General features: G+C 54.6%; 24 protein-coding genes. 5 read left to right on the forward strand and 19 right to left on the reverse strand.

Translation table 11 applies throughout. The features are described 5' to 3' along the window. Nucleotides 1-24 precede the first annotated feature (24 nt). The 5 genes from HV242_RS16255 to HV242_RS16275 all read right to left on the reverse strand — a co-directional run bounded on the left by HV242_RS16255 (nt 25) and on the right by HV242_RS16275 (nt 4006). Entirely contained in the window at nt 25-978 is a 954-nt protein-coding gene (locus HV242_RS16255) for a transketolase family protein (protein WP_025203581.1), read from the reverse strand. Beyond that, complete coding sequence (locus HV242_RS16260; RefSeq protein ID WP_050737135.1) at nt 971-1801, reverse strand: transketolase; 831 nt, start codon at nt 1799-1801, stop codon at nt 971-973. The genes HV242_RS16255 and HV242_RS16260 overlap by 8 nt, the downstream gene beginning before the upstream one ends. After that, a complete protein-coding gene (locus tag HV242_RS16265; RefSeq protein WP_020883137.1) occupies nt 1798-3189 on the reverse strand; it encodes a PTS ascorbate transporter subunit IIC in 1392 nt (463 codons plus the stop codon). Before HV242_RS16265 ends, HV242_RS16260 begins: the two co-directional genes overlap by 4 nt. Nucleotides 3190-3210: 21 nt before the next feature. Then, on the reverse strand, nt 3211-3483 hold the full coding sequence (locus HV242_RS16270; RefSeq protein ID WP_014171013.1) for a PTS sugar transporter subunit IIB: 273 nt from the start codon (nt 3481-3483) through the stop codon (nt 3211-3213). Nucleotides 3484-3562: 79 nt separating this feature from the next. Then, on the reverse strand, nt 3563-4006 hold the full coding sequence (locus tag HV242_RS16275; protein WP_050737136.1) for a PTS sugar transporter subunit IIA: 444 nt from the start codon (nt 4004-4006) through the stop codon (nt 3563-3565). A 238-nt stretch (nt 4007-4244) separates the two neighbouring features. Here HV242_RS16275 and HV242_RS16280 point away from each other — a divergent pair, with 238 nt between their 5' ends. Then, on the forward strand, nt 4245-5264 hold the full coding sequence (locus tag HV242_RS16280) for a LacI family DNA-binding transcriptional regulator (RefSeq protein WP_014171015.1): 1020 nt from the start codon (nt 4245-4247) through the stop codon (nt 5262-5264). A 3-nt stretch (nt 5265-5267) separates the two neighbouring features. On the opposite strand, the gene yfcD is transcribed toward HV242_RS16280, so the two are convergent. Genes yfcD through yfcF form a run of 3 tightly spaced genes read right to left on the reverse strand, consistent with a single transcriptional unit; the run spans nt 5268 to nt 7128 of the window. Continuing rightward, nucleotides 5268-5822, reverse strand: coding sequence for an NUDIX hydrolase YfcD (yfcD, locus tag HV242_RS16285; RefSeq protein ID WP_014171016.1), 555 nt, complete (start codon nt 5820-5822; stop codon nt 5268-5270). A 55-nt stretch (nt 5823-5877) separates the two neighbouring features. Next, nucleotides 5878-6429, reverse strand: a complete 552-nt coding sequence (gene yfcE, locus HV242_RS16290) for a phosphodiesterase (protein ID WP_050737137.1) — start codon at nt 6427-6429, stop codon at nt 5878-5880. A 54-nt stretch (nt 6430-6483) separates the two neighbouring features. Beyond that, nucleotides 6484-7128 carry a glutathione transferase gene (gene yfcF, locus HV242_RS16295; RefSeq protein ID WP_044868745.1) on the reverse strand — a complete coding sequence of 215 codons (645 nt, stop codon included), beginning with the start codon at nt 7126-7128 and terminating at the stop codon, nt 6484-6486. A 140-nt stretch (nt 7129-7268) separates the two neighbouring features. Here yfcF and yfcG point away from each other — a divergent pair, with 140 nt between their 5' ends. The 4 genes from yfcG to HV242_RS16315 all read left to right on the forward strand — a co-directional run bounded on the left by yfcG (nt 7269) and on the right by HV242_RS16315 (nt 9844). Beyond that, nucleotides 7269-7898 (forward strand): GSH-dependent disulfide bond oxidoreductase, encoded by a 630-nt coding sequence (yfcG, locus tag HV242_RS16300; protein WP_050737138.1) that lies wholly within the window; start codon nt 7269-7271, stop codon nt 7896-7898. A gap of 74 nt (nt 7899-7972) precedes the next feature. Continuing rightward, nucleotides 7973-8341 carry a dihydroneopterin triphosphate 2'-epimerase gene (folX, locus tag HV242_RS16305; RefSeq protein WP_020883131.1) on the forward strand — a complete coding sequence of 123 codons (369 nt, stop codon included), beginning with the start codon at nt 7973-7975 and terminating at the stop codon, nt 8339-8341. Between the two features lie 13 nt (nt 8342-8354). After that, entirely contained in the window at nt 8355-9248 is an 894-nt protein-coding gene (locus HV242_RS16310; protein WP_014171021.1) for a TIGR01777 family oxidoreductase, read from the forward strand. A 41-nt stretch (nt 9249-9289) separates the two neighbouring features. Then, nucleotides 9290-9844 (forward strand): GNAT family N-acetyltransferase, encoded by a 555-nt coding sequence (locus tag HV242_RS16315; RefSeq protein WP_050737140.1) that lies wholly within the window; start codon nt 9290-9292, stop codon nt 9842-9844. A 2-nt stretch (nt 9845-9846) separates the two neighbouring features. On the opposite strand, the gene hisP is transcribed toward HV242_RS16315, so the two are convergent. From hisP to accD, 11 genes are all read right to left on the reverse strand, one after another. Next, nucleotides 9847-10620 carry a histidine ABC transporter ATP-binding protein HisP gene (hisP, locus tag HV242_RS16320; protein WP_020883129.1) on the reverse strand — a complete coding sequence of 258 codons (774 nt, stop codon included), beginning with the start codon at nt 10618-10620 and terminating at the stop codon, nt 9847-9849. Nucleotides 10621-10628: 8 nt separating this feature from the next. Further along, complete coding sequence (locus HV242_RS16325) at nt 10629-11345, reverse strand: ABC transporter permease (protein ID WP_008502590.1); 717 nt, start codon at nt 11343-11345, stop codon at nt 10629-10631. Further along, entirely contained in the window at nt 11342-12028 is a 687-nt protein-coding gene (locus HV242_RS16330; RefSeq protein WP_020883127.1) for a histidine ABC transporter permease HisQ, read from the reverse strand. The genes HV242_RS16325 and HV242_RS16330 overlap by 4 nt, the downstream gene beginning before the upstream one ends. 88 nt (nt 12029-12116) lie before the next feature. Next, a complete protein-coding gene (hisJ, locus tag HV242_RS16335) occupies nt 12117-12899 on the reverse strand; it encodes a histidine ABC transporter substrate-binding protein HisJ (RefSeq protein WP_020883126.1) in 783 nt (260 codons plus the stop codon). A gap of 226 nt (nt 12900-13125) precedes the next feature. Further along, on the reverse strand, nt 13126-13908 hold the full coding sequence (gene argT / locus HV242_RS16340; protein ID WP_014171026.1) for a lysine/arginine/ornithine ABC transporter substrate-binding protein ArgT: 783 nt from the start codon (nt 13906-13908) through the stop codon (nt 13126-13128). A gap of 290 nt (nt 13909-14198) precedes the next feature. Continuing rightward, a complete protein-coding gene (locus tag HV242_RS16345) occupies nt 14199-14768 on the reverse strand; it encodes a UbiX family flavin prenyltransferase (protein ID WP_014171027.1) in 570 nt (189 codons plus the stop codon). Nucleotides 14769-14857: 89 nt separating this feature from the next. Beyond that, a complete protein-coding gene (gene purF / locus HV242_RS16350) occupies nt 14858-16375 on the reverse strand; it encodes an amidophosphoribosyltransferase (RefSeq protein WP_014171028.1) in 1518 nt (505 codons plus the stop codon). 36 nt (nt 16376-16411) lie between these two features. Then, nucleotides 16412-16900, reverse strand: a complete 489-nt coding sequence (cvpA, locus tag HV242_RS16355) for a colicin V production protein (RefSeq protein ID WP_000262116.1) — start codon at nt 16898-16900, stop codon at nt 16412-16414. 211 nt (nt 16901-17111) lie between these two features. After that, complete coding sequence (gene dedD / locus HV242_RS16360; RefSeq protein WP_014171030.1) at nt 17112-17813, reverse strand: cell division protein DedD; 702 nt, start codon at nt 17811-17813, stop codon at nt 17112-17114. Beyond that, nucleotides 17803-19071 carry a bifunctional tetrahydrofolate synthase/dihydrofolate synthase gene (gene folC, locus HV242_RS16365; RefSeq protein ID WP_050737141.1) on the reverse strand — a complete coding sequence of 423 codons (1269 nt, stop codon included), beginning with the start codon at nt 19069-19071 and terminating at the stop codon, nt 17803-17805. The genes dedD and folC overlap by 11 nt, the downstream gene beginning before the upstream one ends. A gap of 67 nt (nt 19072-19138) precedes the next feature. Next, a complete protein-coding gene (accD, locus tag HV242_RS16370) occupies nt 19139-20044 on the reverse strand; it encodes an acetyl-CoA carboxylase, carboxyltransferase subunit beta (RefSeq protein WP_020883123.1) in 906 nt (301 codons plus the stop codon). Nucleotides 20045-20128 lie beyond the last annotated feature (84 nt).

The following is a 20128-nucleotide window of genomic DNA, read 5'->3' on the forward strand; positions in this document are numbered from 1 at the left end:
CGACCCGAGGGTCGCCTTTTTTATTTACAACAACTCCCTCGCCGCCGACACAATGTCGTGTGCCGTCAGGCCATACTCCTTCTGCAGGAAGTCCTGTGTCCCCACCTGGCCGTAACGCTCCTTCACGCCCACCCGACGCATCGGCACCGGACAGGTTTCCACCAGCACTTCCGCCACTGCCGATCCCAGCCCGTTATGAATGCTGTGGTTTTCGCAGGTCACGATACGTCCGGTTTTCTCGGCGTAGTTTTTCACCAGCATCCGGTCAATCGGCTTAAGGGTAAACATGTCGATCACCGCGGCGCTGACGCCCTCCTGTTCGAGCTGACGCGCCGCTTCAAGCGCTTCCGCCACCATAATGCCGTTGGCAATCAGGGTGATGTCACTGCCTTCGCGCAGTACGTTGCCCTTGCCAAGCGTAAATGTCGAACCCGGCGCATACACGCTCGGGGCCTGCTTACGGATGGTACGCACCCAGTAGAAACCTTCGAGGTCAATAAGCTGGCGCAGTACATCTTCAAACATCACCGCATCCGTTACCTCCAGCACCACCGAATGGGCCAGCCCCCGCACGATGCCCATATCTTCAAACGACATATGCGTGCCGCCGTTATGACAGGCCGTCACGCCGGCATCTGAAGCAATGACCTTCACATTGTTACGCTGGTAGTCCAGGGACATAAACAGCTGGTCGAAACAGCGACGGCTGGCGAAGGCGGTAAAGGTATGCACGAACGGCTTGCGTCCGGTCAGCGACAGCCCCGCCGCCGTCCCCATAACGTTAGCTTCCATGATGCCGCAGTTAATCACATGCTGCGGATAATCACGTGCCACGCCATCCATCGCCATTGAGCTCATCAGATCCGCCTCGAGGGCGATAATGTCGCTCCCGGCTTCAATCTGCTGTGCCACAAACCCCGCGTAGACTTTACGCATCTCGACGGCGTCTTTCTGACCTGCAGGTGCAACCTTAATCATGTGAAGCCTCCAGTTGGCGAATCGTCTCGTTGAGGGCCGCCTTGCTCTCGGCGGTTAATCGCAGATGGTGCGAGTTACTCAGTTGCTCCAGATACGGCACGCCCTGCCCTTTGATACTGTCGAGGATCACCACCAGCGGGCGAGCATCCGCCGCCGGAACCAGCGATGTCACCTCCAGCAGTGCCGGAATGTCATCTCCTTTCACCGTCACCACGTCAAACCCGAAGGCACGGAATTTTCCTTCCAGATCGAACGCACAGATAATGTCGTCGAGTTCGCCATCAAGCTGCTGTTTGTTCCAGTCAACGAATACCGTCAGGTTATTCAGGCGATGGTGTGCAATAAACTGGAACGCTTCCCAGCACTGCCCTTCATTCAGCTCGCCGTCGCCGACGATACAGAAAACCCGGTTGGGGCGTCCCGCCAACTTATGCGATAGCGCCATTCCACCGGCGATGGAAATCCCCTGCCCCAGCGAGCCGGTGGTGGCATCCACGCCGCGCGTTTTTAGCCGGTCCGGATGGCTCGGCAGACGCGTACCGTTCTGGTTCAGCGTGCTCAGCTCTTCCATCGGGAAATAGCCTTTGATCGCCAGGGTGCTGTACAGCGCCGGGCCAGCATGTCCTTTTGACAAGACAAAGTAGTCACGCTCTGGCCAGTCCGGGTCGGCTGGATCAATTTTCATCACTGCGCCGTACAACACGGCCAGGGTTTCAACAACCGACATACTGCCGCCGTAGTGACCAAAGCCCAGTTGGGTCAGCATTTTCAGCGTTTCAATGCGGATCTGACGCGCCAGATGGGTTATCTCATTCTCATTCATGATTTGGCTCCGGTGTTTTCCTGCGCGTTATCGCCCGCAGATTTGTTTTTAGCGAACACGTTGTAGGCCACCAGCAGTGCGAACAACGCCACAACAAGGCCGGTAATGGCAAGCGGCGACAGGAAGCGCGCCAGGTTACCCAGCACAATCCCGACAGCGCCAAAGTCAGCGTCTGAGAACGTGGTATTGGCAAATCCAATTGCCCCCAGCACCGGCAGCAGCAGAACCGGCAGGAAGGTGATCAGCAGACCGTTGGCAAACGCACCAATCATCGCTCCACGACGTCCCCCGGTGGCGTTACCAAACACGCCCGCGGTAGCGCCGGTGAAGAAGTGCGGCACCACACCAGGCAGAATCAGCACCCAGCTGAATTGCCCACAGATAAACAGCCCCACCAGCCCGCCAAGGAAGCTAAACAGGAAGCCAATCAGCACCGCATTTGGCGCATACGGATAGACAACCGGACAGTCCAGAGCCGGACGTGCATTCGGCACCAGTTTTTCAGAAAAGCCGGTAAAGGCCGGGACGATTTCCGCCAGAATCAGGCGCACACCCTGCAGGATGATGAACACCCCCGCGGCGAACGTGATGGCCATGATGATGGCATAGACCAGGTAGTTCTGACCGCCGCTAAAAGTCGCCTCAACGTAGTCACGCCCGGCGCTCACCGCCATGATCAGGTAGATGATCATCATGGTCAGCGAGATGGAGATAGAGCTGTCGCGCAGGAAGCTCAGGTTCTTCGGCAGGTTCATCTCTTCAGTCGAGCGAGAGCCTTTGCCGAACTTGCTGCCAATCCAGCCGGAGAGAACATAGCCCAGGGTACCGAAGTGACCAAAAGCGATGTCATCGTTGCCGGTAATGCGCTTCATGTAACGCTGCGCCAGCGCCGGGAAGAAGGCCATCACCAGACCGAGGATCAGCGACCCGGTAAAGACCAGACCAACGCCCTCAAAGCCCGCCACGGTGAGGATGACCCCAATCATGCATGCCATGTAGAAGGTGTGATGCCCGGTCAGGAAGATATACTTCAGACGCGTAAAGCGGGCGACAATGATATTTGCCACCATACCGAATGCCATAATCAGCGCGGTAGAGGCACCGTATTTCTCCAGCGCAATGGAAACAATTGCCTCGTTATTGGGAATAATGCCCTGAATATTAAAGGCGTGTTCAAACATTCCGCCTAACGGATTTAATGACCCAACCAGCACCGTAGCCCCACCGCCAAGCACAATAAAACCGAGTATGGTTTTAATGGTCCCTTTCACAACATCAGAAAAAGATTTCTTTTGAGCGACCAGGCCAATTAAGGCTATTAAACCCACCAGCACCGAGGGTACTTTTAATATATCAACAACGAAATTCAGCGTTTCAAGGATAAACATATCCACCTCGCCTTATCAGGATTATTGTCTGTCGAACCAGGCGCGGAGCTGCGCTTCGAGTTCGTTGATATCAATGATGTTGTTGATCACCACCAGCTGGCTTTCCGGCACGCTGGCGCTGGCGGCAATGTCTTTCGCCATCACGAAAAGATCGGCGGCACCCGGCGTTGCCGAGGAGAGATCGGAGTGTTCAACGTCGGCGTCAATGGCCAGCTTCTTGAGCACCTTTTTAATATTCATTTCGACCATAAAACTACTGCCCAGGCCTGAACCGCAAATAGCCATAATTTTCATTGTTGTCCCCTTTTTTTGAGTAGAGCACGCCCCATCACGCTAAACGTAATGTTGTGATAAATCGGATGAGAGAATTAAATCAGAAGCGGTCAATAATCGTTTTAATGTCCTCCAGGGTATTCGCCTGATGCAATTCAGCCATATCGTCGTCGCTGGAAAATAATTCAGCGAGGGCAGAGATCATGTCGATGTGACTGTGTTTATCCGGCGCCGCGAGCATAATAATAACATCCACGGGATCGAACTCACCGGCACCAAAAGAGACTCCCTTTTTCAGTTTTAATAATGAGAGGCCTAATCCTTTGGCCCCCTCTTCCGGCCGCGCATGCGGCATGGCCAGCCCTGGTGCCAGCACATAATAAGGTCCTAATGCATGATGCTGCTCAATGATGGCCGTCACGTATTCCGGGTCAATCACCTGCAGATCCAGCAACGGTTTCGCGCATATTTCCAGCGCCTGCGGCCAGCTTTCCACGCTCTCCTGCAGCGTGATGGTTGTATCATATATCCACTTTTTCAGCATTTCTCCGTCCCGCCACAATGCAAAAGATGAGCAAACTTTATTCAACACATCCCTTATTGACTGCGATCGGGATCACAAAGATAGCGCTACCAATCGCTAACATTCAGAAGTGTGATAGCGCTATCAAATTGTAATCATGGCGTGAATTCACAGCAAAAAAAGGGATTTAAGGCGTATACTGCGTTTCACGTGAAACGAAGGATGATAATAAAAACGCGTCTGGTCAGCAGGAAGGTGTATGTCTCTAACCCGAAAACGGCGCAGTACCGGTAAAGTGACACTCGCCGATGTCGCACAGCTTGCCGGGGTGGGCACGATGACCGTGTCCCGTGCACTCCGCACGCCTGAACAGGTTTCCGATAAACTGCGAGAAAAAATAGAAGCCGCTGTACAGGAATTGGGTTACATGCCTAATCTCGCTGCCAGCGCGCTGGCCTCGGCATCGTCATGGACGATTGCGATGGTCGTTCCTAATCTCTCCGAATCCGGTTGCTCGGAGATGTTCGCCGGGCTTCAGCAGGTGCTGCAGCCTGCCGGCTACCAGATCATGCTGGCCGAATCACAGCATCGACTCGAGCAGGAAGAAAAATTGCTGGAGACGCTGCTGGCGTCGAACATTGCCGCTGCGATTTTGCTCAGCGTTGAACACTCCGATACTGTCCGCCACTGGCTGAAAAACGCCTCCATTCCGGTCATGGAAATGGGGGCCATGCGCGCCGATCCTATCGATATGAATATCGGGATTGATAACGTCGCGGCGATGTACGAACTGACGGAGATGGTTATTAAGCGTGGCTACCAGAATATTGGCCTGCTGTGCGCTAACCAGGAGCAGTGGATTTTCCAGCAGCATTTACAGGGCTGGTACAAAGCGATGCTTCGCCACCATATGTCACCAAACCGGGTGATTAACGCCGCCATGCCACCGAGTTTTTCCACGGGTGCGGCGCAACTGCCGGAGTTCCTGCTGGCGTGGCCAGAGCTGGATGCACTGGTGTGCGTGTCGGATGAACTGGCCTGCGGGGCACTTTATGAATGCCAGCGTCGGCGTATAAAAGTACCGGACGATCTGGCCGTGGTGGGTTTTGGCGATAGCGACGTCAGCCGGGTCTGTCAGCCACCGCTGACGACCATGGCAGTGCCACATCGTAAGATTGGGATTGAAGCGGGACGCGCATTACTGGAACGTCTGAATGATGGAGACTGGCGCGACCATAAACCCATCGCGTCCAGCCTGTGTCTTCGGGAGAGCTGTTGAGGCTTACTCCGCCTCTTCCTCTTTTTCCGCTTTCGTGGATTCGTTTTTAGCGTTGCGGGTCATCCACAGCGCCAGCGCTTTTAACGAATCCGGGGTGAACTCGTCGCAACGCGCGGTAATTTCTTCCGGCGTCATCCAGTTCACTTCGCTCACTTCTTCTTCCTGCAGGGCGAACGGGCCATGGGAAACGCAGCTAAACAGCCCGCCCCAGACGCGGCAATGTTCGTCCTCGAAATAGAACTGACCATGCTCGGCAAACGGCACGCCGGCAATCCCTAACTCTTCTTCCGCTTCACGACGCGCGGAGTCCAGCAGAACTTCATCCGCCTGAACAACGCCGCCTGCAGTTGCATCCAGCATACCAGGGAGAAAATCTTTGGTGTCCGTGCGGCGCTGGACCAGAATTTTGCCCATCCCGTCATGCACAACGATGTATGTCGCACGGTGACGCAGACGCTCCGCGCGCATTTGTTCGCGGCTGGCCTGCGCGATCACTTCATTCTCTTCGTTGACAATGTCAACCCACTCTGTACTTGCCAAATGACTCTGCTCCACCATCGGGAAACCTTCTCGTCTAAGCGCTCTTTCGGCGCGTTTGCAGTTGAGGTGTAACTTACGGATTAATCGCTATTTGCGCAATAACTTGCTGATCATTAAGTGCGATTACGCTTAACGTATTCTCATCGAGCATGCCATAGCTTGCTGGATTTCCACCTTTCGGTATGCTGACCGAACCGGGGTTAAAGTGATATATCTCGCCGCGTTTTTCTGCCACCGGAATATGAGTATGACCGTAAACCAGGACATCGCCAGCCGCCAGTGCCGGGAGATTTTCCGGGCTAAAAAGATGACCATGGGTCAGGAACAGACGGCTATTTTCCATCAGCACCTGTTGCCAGGGGGCAGTGATGGGAAAATCCAGCAACATCTGGTCCACTTCACTGTCGCAGTTACCGCGAACGGCGATAATGCGCGAAGCATACTGATTGAGTTTTTCCGCTACCTGCGCCGGTGCATAGCCTTCCGGCAGCGCATTGCGCGGACCATGATTTAACACATCCCCCAGAATCACCAGCCATTGCGCCCTGCTTTGAGCAAACAGAGAAAGAACACGCTCGGTCGCGGGCAGCGAACCATGGATATCAGACGCAAACATCAGTTTCATCAGTCACTCCCTGGAAATCAGACTGCCCTATCATACCTGAAGCGTCAGGCTATATCAGCCCGCCCGCTTAGCGGAGAGTGCCACATAGCGCTGCACTGAGGCGCGTTGCCACTGAAACGCGGCATAATCCACCAGCAGCTGAGGCACCTCATCTCCATTGAGGATCAGACGGTTCAGCATCAGCGCCAGATCGGTATCGGCAATACACCACTCGCCGAATAAATTCGGATTACCATGAGCCAGCAGAGAAGACGCGGTATCGATCAGTTTTTGGGCACTGTCCGCACCGTCTTTACTCAGCGCCGGTTTTTTCACCCCGGCAAACACCACATCCGTGGAGCGTTCCACGCGAATCGGCACCAGATCGCTGCGCAGCCACGCCTGGATCTGACGTGCGCGGGCACGTTTTTGCAGATCGTGTGGGTAGATGCGCTCCCACTCAGGTGGTGCGAACCGCTCTTCCAGATACTCATCGATCGCCGACGATTCACTCAGCGCGAAGCCATCAATGTCCAGCACCGGTACGCGACGGGTCAGGGCGTAGCCCTGCCACTGGGGTTTCAGATGTTCACCGCCGTCCAGATCCACCGTCTTTAGCGTAAATGACAGTCCTTTTTCGGCCAGCGCCACATACGCGCTCAGAACATAGGGAGAAAAGAAATCTGCATCGGACCATAACGTGATTACGGGCTGGTTCATAACATCCTCATCGGCTGATCGGTTTTCATTCAACATATAATCTCTTTGCCTCGCTGTCACTTGATGAAAACTCACGATTTACAACAACCACCTATACTCATTTTTCATGGCGTCACTATTTTCACTGACAGGAGTTGAGAATGATCGACCTTTATTATGCCCCCACCCCGAACGGCCATAAGATCACCCTCTTTCTTGAGGAAGCCGAACTGGATTACAGGATCATTCGCGTGGATATCAGCAAAGGCGATCAGTTCAGTCCTCTCTTTCTGGCTATATCGCCAAACAATAAAATCCCGGCCATTATTGATAACCATCCTGCCGATGGGGGCAAGCCGTTGAGCCTGTTTGAATCCGGAGAAATATTGCTCTATCTGGCAGAGAAGACAGGCAAATTGCTGAGCGGAGATCTGCGCGAGCGTCACCACACGCTGCAGTGGCTTTTCTGGCAGACGAGCGGTCTGGGGCCGATGCTCGGACAAAACCACCATTTTACTGCCTACGCACCGCAGCCGATTCCTTATGCTATCGAACGCTATCAGGTGGAAACCCAGCGGTTATACGGCGTTCTGAACCGTCGGCTGGAGAAAGCACCGTGGCTCGGCGGGGATCATTACAGCATCGCCGACATTGCCTGCTGGCCCTGGGTGAATACCCATGAAAAGCACCGCATTGACCTGGCGTCTTACCCGGCGGTGAACAACTGGTTTGAACGAATCCGCACGCGTCCGGCCACCGAACGCGCCATGCAAAAAATCCAGCAAATTTAAGCCGGTGGCTGGTGTGTGCCGGAGAGGCTCTCATGTATTATGTGAAGGAAATTCTGACACGGAGAAGACCTGCAATGTCACAGCATGACGCTATTATTCGTATAAAAAATTTACGCCTACGCACCTTCATCGGAATCAAAGAGGAAGAGATCGCCAACCGTCAGGATATCGTGATTAATGTGGTTATCCACTACCCGGCTGAGAAAGCGCGGGCCAGCGAAGACATTAATGATGCGCTGAACTACCGCACGATAACCAAAAAAATCATCCAGTACGTGGAAAACAACCGCTTCTCTTTACTGGAAAAATTAACTCAGGATGTGCTCGACATCGCACGCGATCATCACTGGGTCACTTATGCTGAAGTAGAGATCGATAAACTTCACGCCCTGCGTTACGCCGATTCCGTCTCGATGACGTTAAGCTGGCAACGCCAGGCGTAACCCTGGAGGTTGTATGAAGATTTTGCTGACCGGCGGTACCGGCCTGATTGGTCGTCATCTCATTGCGCGTCTGCAGGCGTTGCATCACGACATCACCGTGGTGACGCGCAGTCCAGAGAAAGCGCGCCAGGTGCTGGGCGCAGGTATCGACATCTGGAGAAATCTGGCCGAGCAGCAGAATCTGGACGGATTTGACGCCGTCATCAACCTGGCAGGCGAACCGATCGCCGATAAGCGCTGGACGGAAGAGCAAAAACAGCTCCTCTGCAGCAGCCGGTGGACCCTCACCGAGAAGCTGGTTGAGCTTATCCGTAACAGTCATACCCCGCCGTCGGTTCTCATTTCGGGTTCCGCCGTAGGGTATTACGGCGATCTCGGCGAGGTGGTGGTAACGGAAGAAGAGCCGCCGCACAACGAGTTCACCCATAAACTTTGCGCCCAGTGGGAGCGTATCGCCTGTGCTGCGCAAAGCGATCATACCCGCGTCTGCCTGCTACGCACCGGTGTGGTCCTTGCCCCGAAAGGCGGCATTCTGGCGAAGATGCTCCCCCCTTTCAGGCTCGGTCTTGGCGGGCCAATCGGCAATGGTCGTCAGTATCTGGCGTGGATCCATATCGACGATATGGTCAACGGTATTCTCTGGCTGCTGGATAACGATCTGCGCGGGCCGTTTAATATGGTTGCGCCCTACCCGGTACGAAATGAACAGTTTGCCCATGCTCTCGGACATGCCCTGCATCGCCCGGCGATTTTGCGCGTGCCTGCTACGGTGATCCGCCTGATGATGGGTGAAGCGTCCGTGCTGGTATTAGGCGGGCAACGGGCCCTGCCAAAACGGCTGGAAGCGGCCGGGTTTGCGTTCCGCTGGTATGACTTAGAAGAGGCGCTGGGGGATGTGGTGAGATAATGTTACAGTGATATGCCATGTTCCGACGAAATGGCATATCTATGGCAACCATTACCACTCCCCGGCTCCACCTCACGCCCTTCGAACCCACTGACTGGCCTTTTTTCCGTGCCCTGCGCGAGGATCGCGCCATCATGCAGTATATGGCCGCTATCGCCCCGGAAAAAGAGACCCGACGCCTGTTTGCCGCACGTCTGACGGCAGCGCATGTGTTCGTTATCCGCTTACGCGATGAAGAGACCCCGCTGGGCGATATCGGCCTGCAAATTAGCGCTGAAAATCGTGAAGAGGCGGATATCGGCTATACGGTCGTGCCTGCCGCGCAGGGCCAGGGCATCGCCAGTGAGGCACTGCGCGCGGTGTGTGACTACGCATTTAACCAGACGGGCGTAAAGGCGATTAACGCATATGTGCTGGCAGACAACGGCGGGTCAGTCCGGGTACTGGAGAAAGCGGGTTTTGTGCGCACGCAGGTGCTGGAAAAAGCGTATGAGATTAACGGTGTGCGGTATGACGACTGGGTGTATCGACTGGAGTGTGGTGCGGTCTGTTGCCCACACTCCGGCCCTCTCCCACCGGGAGAGGGGAAAGGCTAAACCTACTTCAAAGACCCCTTCAGGAACTGCTGCAGACGCGGGCTTTGCGGGTTCGCTAACACCTCATCGGGATGCCCCTGCTCTTCGATTTTACCCTGATGCAGGAAGATGACGTGGTTAGAAACGTTCCGGGCAAAGCCCATCTCGTGCGTCACCACCACCATCGTTTTGCCCTCTTCGGCGAGCTTCTGCATGATGCGCAGCACTTCGCCAACGAGTTCCGGGTCCAGCGCGGAGGTCGGTTCGTCGAACAGCAAGACTTCCGGCTCCATCGCCAGCGCACGGGCTATGGATACACGCTGCTGCTGCCCGCCGGACAGATGTACCGGATACTTCATCTGCTGGCGCTCATCAATACCCACTTTCGCCAGGTATTTCACCGCACGGTCTCGGGCGTCCTGTTTGCTAAGACCCAGCACCTGGATTGGCGCTTCCATTACGTTCTCCAGCACCGTCATATGGCTCCAGAGATTAAAGTGCTGGAAAACCATCGTCAGGCGCGTACGCAACAGACGTAGCTGATTTTTATCCGCCACCTTCAGCTGGCCGTCTTTGTCACGCACCAGATTGATGTTCTGCCCGCTCACCACAATTGAGCCTTCGCTCGGTTTTTCGAGGAAGTTAATGCAGCGCAGGAAAGTACTTTTACCGGAGCCGGATGAGCCGATAATACTGATGACATCGCCCGCGTTTGCCTGCAGCGACACCCCTTTCAGCACTTCATGTTCGCCGTAGCGTTTGTGCAGATCAATAACGTTTAATTTGTTCTCAGCCATCATCATTCTCAGTGCGTCGAAGAAGGTTTTATATGCTGCAACCAGCGTTTTTCTGCCTTACGGAACAGGCTAATCAGGACGTATGAAATTATCAAATAAAGCACTGCCGCAATACCGAATGCGGTAAACGGCTGATAGGTTGCCGAGTTAATATCCCGGGCAATCTTCAGTAAGTCCGGCACCGTGGCGGTAAAGGCCAGCGCCGTGGAGTGCAGCATCAGAATCACTTCGTTACTGTACGCCGGTAACGCAATACGCAGCGCCGACGGCAGAATGATGCAACGGTAAAGCTTCACGGAGGAGAAGCCGTACGCACGCGCCGCTTCAATTTCACCGTACGGGACAGAGCGAATCGCCCCTGCGAAAATCTCGGTGGTATAGGCGCAGGTATTGAGCGTCAATGCCAGCACCGTACAGTTCAGACCGCTGCGGAAGAACGCATTGAGCATTTCAGTGCCTTTTACGATCTCAAGCGTGTACATCCCCGAATAGAACACCAGCAGCTGCACGTACAGCGGCGTACCGCGAAACACATAGGTAAACAGCCAGATTGGGAACTGGATAAATTTATTGTTCGACACACGACCAATGGCGAGAAATACCGCCAGAATGCCGCCCATCACCACAGAGGAGATCAGAAGCCAGAGCGTAATGGCGACGCCGGTGAAGCGATAGCCATCTGTCCACAGCAGCGATTTCCAGTATTCCTGAATAATCTCAATCACAGATCAGCCCTCTTCACACCCACGGAGTAGCGACGTTCGAGCAGAAGCAGCACACCATTGGAGGCGGTTGTAAAGACCAGATAGATTACGCCACATACCACCGCAAAGTAGAACGGCTCCCAGGTGCTTTTGCCGGCAAGCTGGGTCGCTTTCACCACATCTTCCAGGCCAAGCAGAGAGACCAGCGCGGTTGCCTTAAGAATAACCTGCCAGTTGTTACCGATACCTGGAAGCGCATAGCGCATCATGGCCGGGAACATGATTCGACGAAACGTCTGTGAGGAGGTGAAACCGAATGCGGTTGCCGCTTCAATGTGGCCTTTCGGCACAGCCATATACGCGCCGCGGAAGGTTTCGGTGAAATAGGCCCCGTAGATAAAACCGAGCGTAATAATACCGGCCACCATCGGGTCGATATCGATTTGTCCCATACCCATTGCGTCCGTCACGCTGTTAAGCGCAATCTGCAGACCGTAAAAGATCAGAAGCATCAGCACCAGATCGGGAACACCGCGAATCAGCGTCGTATAGCCTTCAAAAATCAGCGCCAGCGGCTTGTTAGCCGAAAGCTTCGCCCCTGCGCCCGCCAGACCTATCAGCACCGCCAGCACCACGGAGCTGAGAGCCAGCTCAAGGGTGACAAGCGCGCCCTGTAAAATAACGCCAGAAAATCCGTACAGCATACCGCGAGCCCTGTCGTATCGTGAGTGGTGGAACCGTGTCTTTTCCCCTCCCACAGTGGGAGGGGCTGCACGTTATTTGACGGGGCGATTAGCCGCCGTAAACATTGAAATCGAAGTATTTTTTCGCAATTTTCTCGTACGTGCCGTCAGCGCGCATTTCGGCAAAGGCTTTGTTCAGCGCTTCACGCAGTTCGTTGTCTTCCTTGCGCAGGCCCATACCGGTGCCTACACCAAACAACTTCACATCCTTGATGGATGGACCGCCAAACTTATAGTCTTTGCCGACCGGCTGTTTCAGGAAGCCTTCGCTCGCCGCAACTTCATCCTGGAACGCTGCGTCAATGCGACCTGCCGTCAGGTCAGCGTAGATATTTTCCTGGCCCTGATAAGAGACGATTTCAATCCCTTTCGGCGCCCAGTGTTCGTTACCGTAGGTTTCCTGAGTGGTCCCCTGCAGCACGCCCACGCGTTTGCCTTTCAGCGACTCGAGAGTAGGCTGAATGTCAGAAGATTTGGCGACAACCAGACGTGAATCTGCCGCGTAGAGTTTGTCCGTGAAAGCAATCTCCTGCTGGCGTTTTTCAGTGATGGAGAGCGAGGACATAATCACGTCGATTTTTTTCGCTTTCAGCGACGGGATCAGCGCATCCAGTGGGTTCTCAACGTAGGTACACTGCGCTTTGATGCGTTTGCACAGTTCGTTGGCCAGATCGATGTCAAAACCAACCAATTCACCTTTAGAATTCTTCGATTCGAACGGTGCATAGGTAGGATCGGTACCGATTCGAATTTTCTGCGGAATTGCTGCGAATGCCGCGGTGGCGCTGGAAAAGGCCAGCACCAGAGAAAGTGACAATACTAGTTTTTTCATATCTGTCCTCAACAAACTGTCTACATACGGGATTTTTACGACGACGGGGTGGTGCTAATGTGCCATCAATCCCCTCCGTCAGGCAAAGAATAATGCCTTTGAGCCGGGATTTTTTGCATTATAAATGCGTAAGTATGCACACAGCGATCCAATACAGTGCATTAATTGCACCATATTGGATCATCCCGCCTGACAATGCACCTCAGCAGTGCATTGTCGTCAGGTATTAGTCACCGTAGACGTTGAAGTCGAAGTATTTCTTCGCCAGTTTGTCGTAGGTACCGTCTTTACGCAGCTCAGCAAACGCTTTGTCGAAGGCGGCTTTCAGCTCGGTATCGTCCTTACGCAGGCCGATACCCGTACCGTCACCAAAGTACTTTTTGTCTTTCACGGACGGGCCAGCAAAAGCGTACTCTTTGCCCGCTGGCTGTTTCAGGAAGCCTTCACTCGCGGCGACTTCATCCTGGAATGCCGCATCCAGACGGCCTGCCGCCAGGTCAGAGTAGATCAGATCCTGGTTCTGGTACGCCACCACATCGACGCCCTTCTCACGCCAGTTCGCATTGGCAAACCCTTCCTGCGTTGAGCCCTGAAGCACGCCGACATGCTTGCCTTTCAGCGAGTCGATGGTGGGTTGAATCGGGGAGCCTTTAGCGGCAATCAGACGTGAATCTGCAGCGTAAAGCTTGTCAGAGAAGGCAATCTCCTGCTGACGTTTTTCGGTGATAGAGAGAGAAGAGATAATGGCGTCGATTTTCTTGGCTTTCAGCGACGGGATTAACGCATCAAAGTCGCTGCCCACCCATGTGCATTTCACCGCAATGCGTTTGCACATTTCATTTCCCAGATCGATATCAAACCCAACGAAATCGCCTTTCGCATCCTTGGAAGAGAATGGCGCGTAGGTTGCGTCTGTACCGATACGAACTGTCTGTGGAAGCGCTGCGTAGCTACCTGCTGCCGCACTTAACCCCACCAGCAAAGACAGAGCCAGAACCGTCTTCTTCATACATTTACCCTCAAGTACCGTGATTTTATTATGTATTGTGTTGTGTGTTGTGTTGCAGGCTTCTCTTGCAGGTCTTATGCCACATTGCCGTCTGGTGAAAAGTTCGACGTTAAATATGTTAATAAAACGTTGCGATATTGCCTTAATGGTGAAAGATAGCAGGTCTGCCGAACGAACCGGAAAGAGAAAAAGGGAAAAAGCGAATTAAATGTCGAGGATATGATCGCCGTTGCATAATTGCCCTGAAACAGGGCACGTTATCTTTTCATGCACGCTGTGGGTGCACAGATTCAGGCACCCTGCCAGCGGGTGAAGAGGTCTTCGGGCAGGTCGATATCAAACTGATCGAGAACGCGGTTAACCGTCTGATTAATCACATCATCCAGTGAAACGGGCCGGTGATAGAACGCCGGTACCGGTGGCATGATCACCGCGCCGAGTTCAGCAGCCTGAGTCATTAAACGCAGATGTCCCAGGTGCAGCGGCGTTTCCCGCACGCAGAGAACCAGAGGACGACGCTCCTTCAGCACCACGTCCGCGGCGCGGGTCACCAGCGTGTCGGTATAGCTGTTTACAATGCCGGAGAGCGTTTTAATGGAACATGGCAGGATAACCATGCCGGCCGTTTTAAACGAGCCTGAGGAGATGCTGGCGGCGATATCGCGGGCATCGTGAACCACATCCGCCAGCGCCTGGACATCACGCAGTGAGAGGTCGGTTTCAAGAGAGAGGGTCTGACGTGCCGCCTGGCTCATGACCAGATGCGTTTCCACTTCTGCCACGTCACGCAGCACCTGTAACAGACGTACGCCGTAAATCGCGCCACTGGCACCACTGAGCCCAACAATGAGTCGTTTCATGATTTTCGCCCTAACTGATTTCAGGGCAGACTGTGCAGGATTTTGCGGGGAGTTGCAAGTGAGGGCAAATGCCCTCACTTGCACAGACATCAACCTTCGTTGTGCATCTCTAAACTTTCGAGATCGTTTTGCAGCTGGACGGCCTTCGCATCGTCGTTGCGCAGCGAATCAAGGTAATCGAGGTACTGCTGGTCAACGTCTTTCGTCACGTAGACGCCATTAAACACAGAGCATTCGAACTGCTGAATATCCGGGTTCTCAGCGCGTACTGCGTCGATAAGATCGTTCAGATCCTGGAAAATCAGGCCGTCGGCACCGATGATCTGACGAATTTCGTCCACTTCACGACCGTGAGCGATCAGCTCGTTGGCGGTTGGCATATCGATGCCGTACACGTTCGGGAAACGAATTTCCGGTGCGGCTGAGGCCAGATACACTTTCTTCGCACCCGCTTCGCGCGCCATCTCAATAATCTGTTCTGAGGTGGTGCCACGAACGATGGAGTCATCCACCAGCAGGACGTTTTTGTCGCGGAACTCAGCGCGGTTTGCGTTCAGTTTACGACGCACGGACTTACGGCGCAGCTGCTGACCCGGCATGATAAAGGTACGACCAACGTAGCGGTTTTTCACAAACCCCTGACGGTATGGCTTGTCCAGAATGCGGGCGATTTCCAGAGCGATATCGCAGGACGTTTCCGGAATAGGAATAACGACGTCGATATCCAGATCGTCCCATTCGCGGGCAATCTTCTCGCCAAGTTTTGTCCCCATGTTCACGCGCGCGCTGTAAACGGAAATCTTGTCGATAAACGAGTCCGGACGGGCGAAGTAAACATATTCAAACAGGCACGGATTGCTCACCGGGTTGTCAGCACACTGGCGGGTGAACAGCTGGCCCTTCTCAGTGATATAGACCGCTTCGCCAGGCGCAACATCACGCAGGAACTCGAAGCCCAGGGTATCCAGCGCCACGCTTTCAGAGGCAACCATGTATTCGGTACGACCATCACCGAGATCGCGCTTACCGAGCACCAGCGGGCGGATGCCGTTTGGATCGCGGAAGGCAACCATCCCGTGGCCGATAATCATCGCCACGCAGGCATACGCACCACGGATCTGGCGGTTAGTCGCGGCAACGGCGGCAAAAATGTTGTCTGCTTCCAGCGGGTAGTGACGGAAGTTATCCAGCTCGCTGGCAAAGATATTGAGCAGAATTTCAGAATCAGAGGTGGTGTTAATGTGGCGACGTTTCTCTTCGAACAACTTCTTACGCAGCTCGTGCGCGTTGGTCAGGTTGCCATTGTGGGCAAGCGTGATGCCATACGGTGAGTTGACGTAGAAAGGCTGAGCCTCAGAGGCGCTGGAACTGCCAGCAGTAGGATAACGAACGTGACCGATCCCCATATTACCTTGCAGACGCTGCATATGGCGGGCTTCAAACACATCATTTACCAGACCATTCGCCTTACGTAAACGGAAGCAGTTGTTTGCATCAATGGTGATGATACCCGCAGCATCCTGCCCACGGTGCTGAAGCACCGTTAACGCGTCATAAATCGACTGGTTTACCGGCATGAAACCGGCGATACCGACAATACCGCACATTCGTCTTTTCCTCGTTAAGCCACATCTCAGAGCGCATTACGCTCTGGGCAAGAAACTCGACGAGCTTTGCAGATAGTCAAAGAACCATCTGATGATGAAACTGAACTCTGGAATGAGCTGCGATTTTTGCCAGTCTTCACTTTTGGAGAACCCGGTAAAGGTATCCAGGAAGAACAGGATCGCGGCCACAATCAGCACGCCTCGTAGTGCGCCGAAACAGATCCCGAGTACCCTGTCTGTTCCTGACAGACCGGTTTTCTCGACCAGCTGACCTATCACGTAATTTACGATAGCGCCGACAATCAGCGTCGCGATAAACAGCACCGCGATAGCGATTCCATTTCGGACCAGTTCATCTTCAAAGCCCGTGAACCAGACAGACAGGTAAGTGTAGTAATGACTGGCAACAAAGAAAGCACAACCCCAGGTTACCAGCGATAACGCTTCACGAACAAAGCCACGGATCAGGCTAACCAGACAGGAAAAACCAATCACCGCAATGATGGCGTAATCAATCCAGACCATATGTGTCCCACGATTTAACGCCCTGTCATCCAGTTCGGGGCGAATTCTAACAGAAAAAGAAAACGTTTGCGTAGGGATTTCCTTCCCGCGCGTAAATAAAAAAGGCGCTGAAAAAATGTTCAACGCCGTGGCTTTTTACGTCTCTGTGGACGTCTGCCGTCACTCTTCCCCCCACCCTCTCCTCATAGAAAGGATAAGGGTGAGGGAGGGGTTAGTTCGCGCTGTAGCTCATCACCACACCGCTCAGGCCGGAGATCTGCTTCAGCTCACCCAGCGATCCTTTAAGCTTATCTTTGGACGCTTCTGGCCCCACGAGAATACGGGTAATTTTACCCTGTACCGGCGTGGAAGGTGAAGTGTAAACACGATATCCCGCACTGCGCAGTTTACCCACCACCTCATTGACCTTATCGGCATTTTTCAGCGCACCCAGCTGCACGACGTAGGCTTTGCCCGTCGGAGCGGCTTCCTGCTGAGCCGGTTTCGCCGGAGGCGGTGTCTCTGTCGCTGCGGCAAGCTGTTCGCTCGTTTTATCACGCTGCGGTTTCGGCTGCGTTTTTTCGACCGGCTTCGGTTTCTCAGCCGGTTTAGGCTGCACGACCGGAACCGGTACAGGATCGATATCGTTGGTGTTGCTCGCCGCCAGACGAGACGGATCAAGAGACGGCGCAGCCGCATCGCCCGCGCGAACCTCTTCCGCTGCGCCTTCCGGCGGCTGAGCAGGAAGGGCCTGTGTCGCCGCAGGCAGCATATCCGGCTCGTCGCGATCGCCCGGTTTCGGTACCAGTGGAATGGCTGCAAACTCATCCTGATAGTGCTTTTTCTGCCCGTCGAGCAGGCCCGGAAGAATAATGACTCCCAGCGCCACCAGCACTATTGTTCCTGCTAAACGGTTCTGAAACTTACTCGCCACCGGTTCTCCCCGCGTCCATCACTTCCATGACATGTGCCACCGTGTGGAACGAGCCACACACCAGCACGGTATCTTCTGGTTTAGCATCCGCCATCGCGGCATGCCAGGCCTGAGCCACGCTATTATAGATTGCGCCTTTGCCGAGATGTTCCATCAACTGCTCAGCGGTCGCCCCGCGTGGCCCCTCCAGAGGAGCACAATACCAGCTATCGACCACACTCTCCATGCAGGCCAGCGTACCGCCAATATCTTTATCATGAAGCATACCGATAACCGCCAGCACGCGCCCGGTTTTTGGTAACGATTTGAGACGTCCCGCGAGATACGCCGCGGCATGCGGGTTGTGCGCCACATCGAGGATCAGGCGCGGTGACTCGCTGACAATCTGGAAACGCCCGGGCAGGATCGCCCGCTCAATGCCCTCGCGAATCGCCTGCTCGCTCACCGCCAGACCGCTTGCACGCAATGCCGCCAGCGCGGTTGCCGCGTTAGGCTGCGGCACCTGCGGCAATGGCAGGTTGTCCAGTGCGCCCTGCGCATCGCTAAAGCGCCAGCCGTCTGCCTGAACCTCATACTGCCACTCTACGCCACGGCGCAGCAGACGCGCCCCCGTCTCATTCGCCACCTCTGCAATGGTGTGAGGCATATCCGGCTCGCCGACCACGGCAGGTTTATTCGCCCGGAAAATCCCGGCTTTCTCGCGACCAATGCTTTCGCGATCCGGCCCCAGCCAGTCGGTATGATCCAGCGCAATGCTGGTCACGACGGCCACATCCGCATCCACCATGTTGGTGGCATCAAGACGCCCGCCGAGGCCGACTTCCAGAATCACCACGTCCAGCTGCGCCTGCTTAAACAACCACAGTGCCGACAGAGTGCCGTATTCAAAATAGGTTAATGAAATTTCACCGCGCGCAGCTTCAATTTCCGCGAAAGAGGCGGTATGCGCTGATTCCGGCAGCTCGCGATTTTGCACACGCACCCGCTCGGTATACCGCACGAGGTGTGGAGAGCTGTAAACACCAACCTTATAGCCTGCTGCCATCAGGACAGATTCCAGCGTGCGACACGTCGTGCCTTTACCGTTCGTTCCGGCAACGGTGAACACAAACGGCGCTGGTTTCAGTACGTCGAGACGCGCGGCAACCTGGCTTACGCGCTCAAGCCCCATATCGATGGTTTTACTGTGCAGGTTTTCCAGATAAGAAAGCCACGCGGCCAGGGGCGACGTGGCTTGGGGAATGCTTTTATTTTCCATGATGCCCGGTCATTAACAGTTGAGAAAGCAAAAGGGCAGCGCCATCCGGCCCTGCCCTTTTCAGTTATCAGGCCTCGGGTTCCTGATCCGGTACCACCACGCCTTCGCGCGGCTCATCCGGGTTCGGCGCTGGCAGATTCATCAGCTTCGCCAGGATGCTTGCCAGTTTCAGGCGCATCTCCGGACGGCGGACGATCATGTCGATAGCGCCTTTCTCGATAAGGAACTCACTGCGCTGGAAGCCCGGCGGCAGTTTTTCACGTACGGTCTGTTCGATAACGCGTGGACCCGCAAAACCGATCAGCGCTTTCGGCTCAGCGATGTTCAGATCGCCCAGCATGGCAAAGCTTGCGGAAACGCCACCCATCGTCGGGTCGGTCAGCACGGAGATGTACGGCAAACCGCGCTCCTGCATTTTCGCCAGCGCAGCAGAGGTTTTCGCCATCTGCATCAGCGACATCAGCGCTTCCTGCATACGTGCACCACCGGAGGCGGAGAAGCAGATCAGCGGGCAGTTGTCTTCCAGCGCCTGCTCAACGGCACGCACGAAGCGCGCACCCACGACAGAGCCCATTGAGCCACCCATAAAGGAGAACTCAAACGCGGCAGCCACCACCGGCATCGTGTGCAGGGTGCCTTTCATGACGATCAGCGCGTCTTTCTCGCCGGTCTCTTTCTGTGCAGAGGCCAGACGGTCTTTGTATTTTTTGGAATCACGGAACTTCAGCACGTCTTTTGGCTCAAGCTCGCTACCCAGTTCTACCAGAGAACCTTCGTCCAGCAGGCTATGCAGGCGATTACGCGCCGTCATACGCATATGGTGGTCACATTTCGGACACACCTCAAGATTGCGTTCCAGCTCTGCGCGGTACAGAACCTGGCCGCAGCTATCACACTTCGTCCATACCCCTTCAGGAATGCTCGCTTTACGAGTCGGGGTTATGTTGCTTTTAATTCGTTCAATCCAGCTCATTGATAACCTTTCTGCCTGAACCTGGTCATATGCCAGTTTTGCTATAAGAGGCGAATAATGCCATTTTTGCCTCCAACAGACCAT

It is taken from the genome of Enterobacter sp. RHBSTW-00593 (assembly GCF_013784105.1).
GTDB lineage: Bacteria > Pseudomonadota > Gammaproteobacteria > Enterobacterales > Enterobacteriaceae > Enterobacter > Enterobacter ludwigii.

What these genes read in the sequence shown, in the direction of transcription:
- yfcG (WP_050737138.1), top strand. Translation starts at nt 7,269, where the DNA reads ATGATCGACCTTTATTATGCCCCCACCCCGAACGGCCATAAGATCACC.
- HV242_RS16255 (WP_025203581.1), bottom strand. Translation starts at nt 978, where the DNA reads ATGATTAAGGTTGCACCTGCAGGTCAGAAAGACGCCGTCGAGATGCGT.
- cvpA (WP_000262116.1), bottom strand. Translation starts at nt 16,900, where the DNA reads ATGGTCTGGATTGATTACGCCATCATTGCGGTGATTGGTTTTTCCTGT.
- hisP (WP_020883129.1), bottom strand. Translation starts at nt 10,620, where the DNA reads ATGGCTGAGAACAAATTAAACGTTATTGATCTGCACAAACGCTACGGC.
- HV242_RS16345 (WP_014171027.1), bottom strand. Translation starts at nt 14,768, where the DNA reads ATGAAACGACTCATTGTTGGGCTCAGTGGTGCCAGTGGCGCGATTTAC.
- yfcD (WP_014171016.1), bottom strand. Translation starts at nt 5,822, where the DNA reads ATGGTGGAGCAGAGTCATTTGGCAAGTACAGAGTGGGTTGACATTGTC.
- HV242_RS16265 (WP_020883137.1), bottom strand. Translation starts at nt 3,189, where the DNA reads ATGTTTATCCTTGAAACGCTGAATTTCGTTGTTGATATATTAAAAGTA.
- HV242_RS16330 (WP_020883127.1), bottom strand. Translation starts at nt 12,028, where the DNA reads ATGCTGTACGGATTTTCTGGCGTTATTTTACAGGGCGCGCTTGTCACC.
- accD (WP_020883123.1), bottom strand. Translation starts at nt 20,044, where the DNA reads ATGAGCTGGATTGAACGAATTAAAAGCAACATAACCCCGACTCGTAAA.
- argT (WP_014171026.1), bottom strand. Translation starts at nt 13,908, where the DNA reads ATGAAGAAGACGGTTCTGGCTCTGTCTTTGCTGGTGGGGTTAAGTGCG.
- purF (WP_014171028.1), bottom strand. Translation starts at nt 16,375, where the DNA reads ATGTGCGGTATTGTCGGTATCGCCGGTTTCATGCCGGTAAACCAGTCG.
- hisJ (WP_020883126.1), bottom strand. Translation starts at nt 12,899, where the DNA reads ATGAAAAAACTAGTATTGTCACTTTCTCTGGTGCTGGCCTTTTCCAGC.
- folX (WP_020883131.1), top strand. Translation starts at nt 7,973, where the DNA reads ATGTCACAGCATGACGCTATTATTCGTATAAAAAATTTACGCCTACGC.
- folC (WP_050737141.1), bottom strand. Translation starts at nt 19,071, where the DNA reads ATGGAAAATAAAAGCATTCCCCAAGCCACGTCGCCCCTGGCCGCGTGG.
- yfcE (WP_050737137.1), bottom strand. Translation starts at nt 6,429, where the DNA reads ATGAAACTGATGTTTGCGTCTGATATCCATGGTTCGCTGCCCGCGACC.
- HV242_RS16310 (WP_014171021.1), top strand. Translation starts at nt 8,355, where the DNA reads ATGAAGATTTTGCTGACCGGCGGTACCGGCCTGATTGGTCGTCATCTC.
- yfcF (WP_044868745.1), bottom strand. Translation starts at nt 7,128, where the DNA reads ATGAACCAGCCCGTAATCACGTTATGGTCCGATGCAGATTTCTTTTCT.
- HV242_RS16275 (WP_050737136.1), bottom strand. Translation starts at nt 4,006, where the DNA reads ATGCTGAAAAAGTGGATATATGATACAACCATCACGCTGCAGGAGAGC.
- HV242_RS16280 (WP_014171015.1), top strand. Translation starts at nt 4,245, where the DNA reads ATGTCTCTAACCCGAAAACGGCGCAGTACCGGTAAAGTGACACTCGCC.
- HV242_RS16270 (WP_014171013.1), bottom strand. Translation starts at nt 3,483, where the DNA reads ATGAAAATTATGGCTATTTGCGGTTCAGGCCTGGGCAGTAGTTTTATG.
- HV242_RS16260 (WP_050737135.1), bottom strand. Translation starts at nt 1,801, where the DNA reads ATGAATGAGAATGAGATAACCCATCTGGCGCGTCAGATCCGCATTGAA.
- HV242_RS16315 (WP_050737140.1), top strand. Translation starts at nt 9,290, where the DNA reads ATGGCAACCATTACCACTCCCCGGCTCCACCTCACGCCCTTCGAACCC.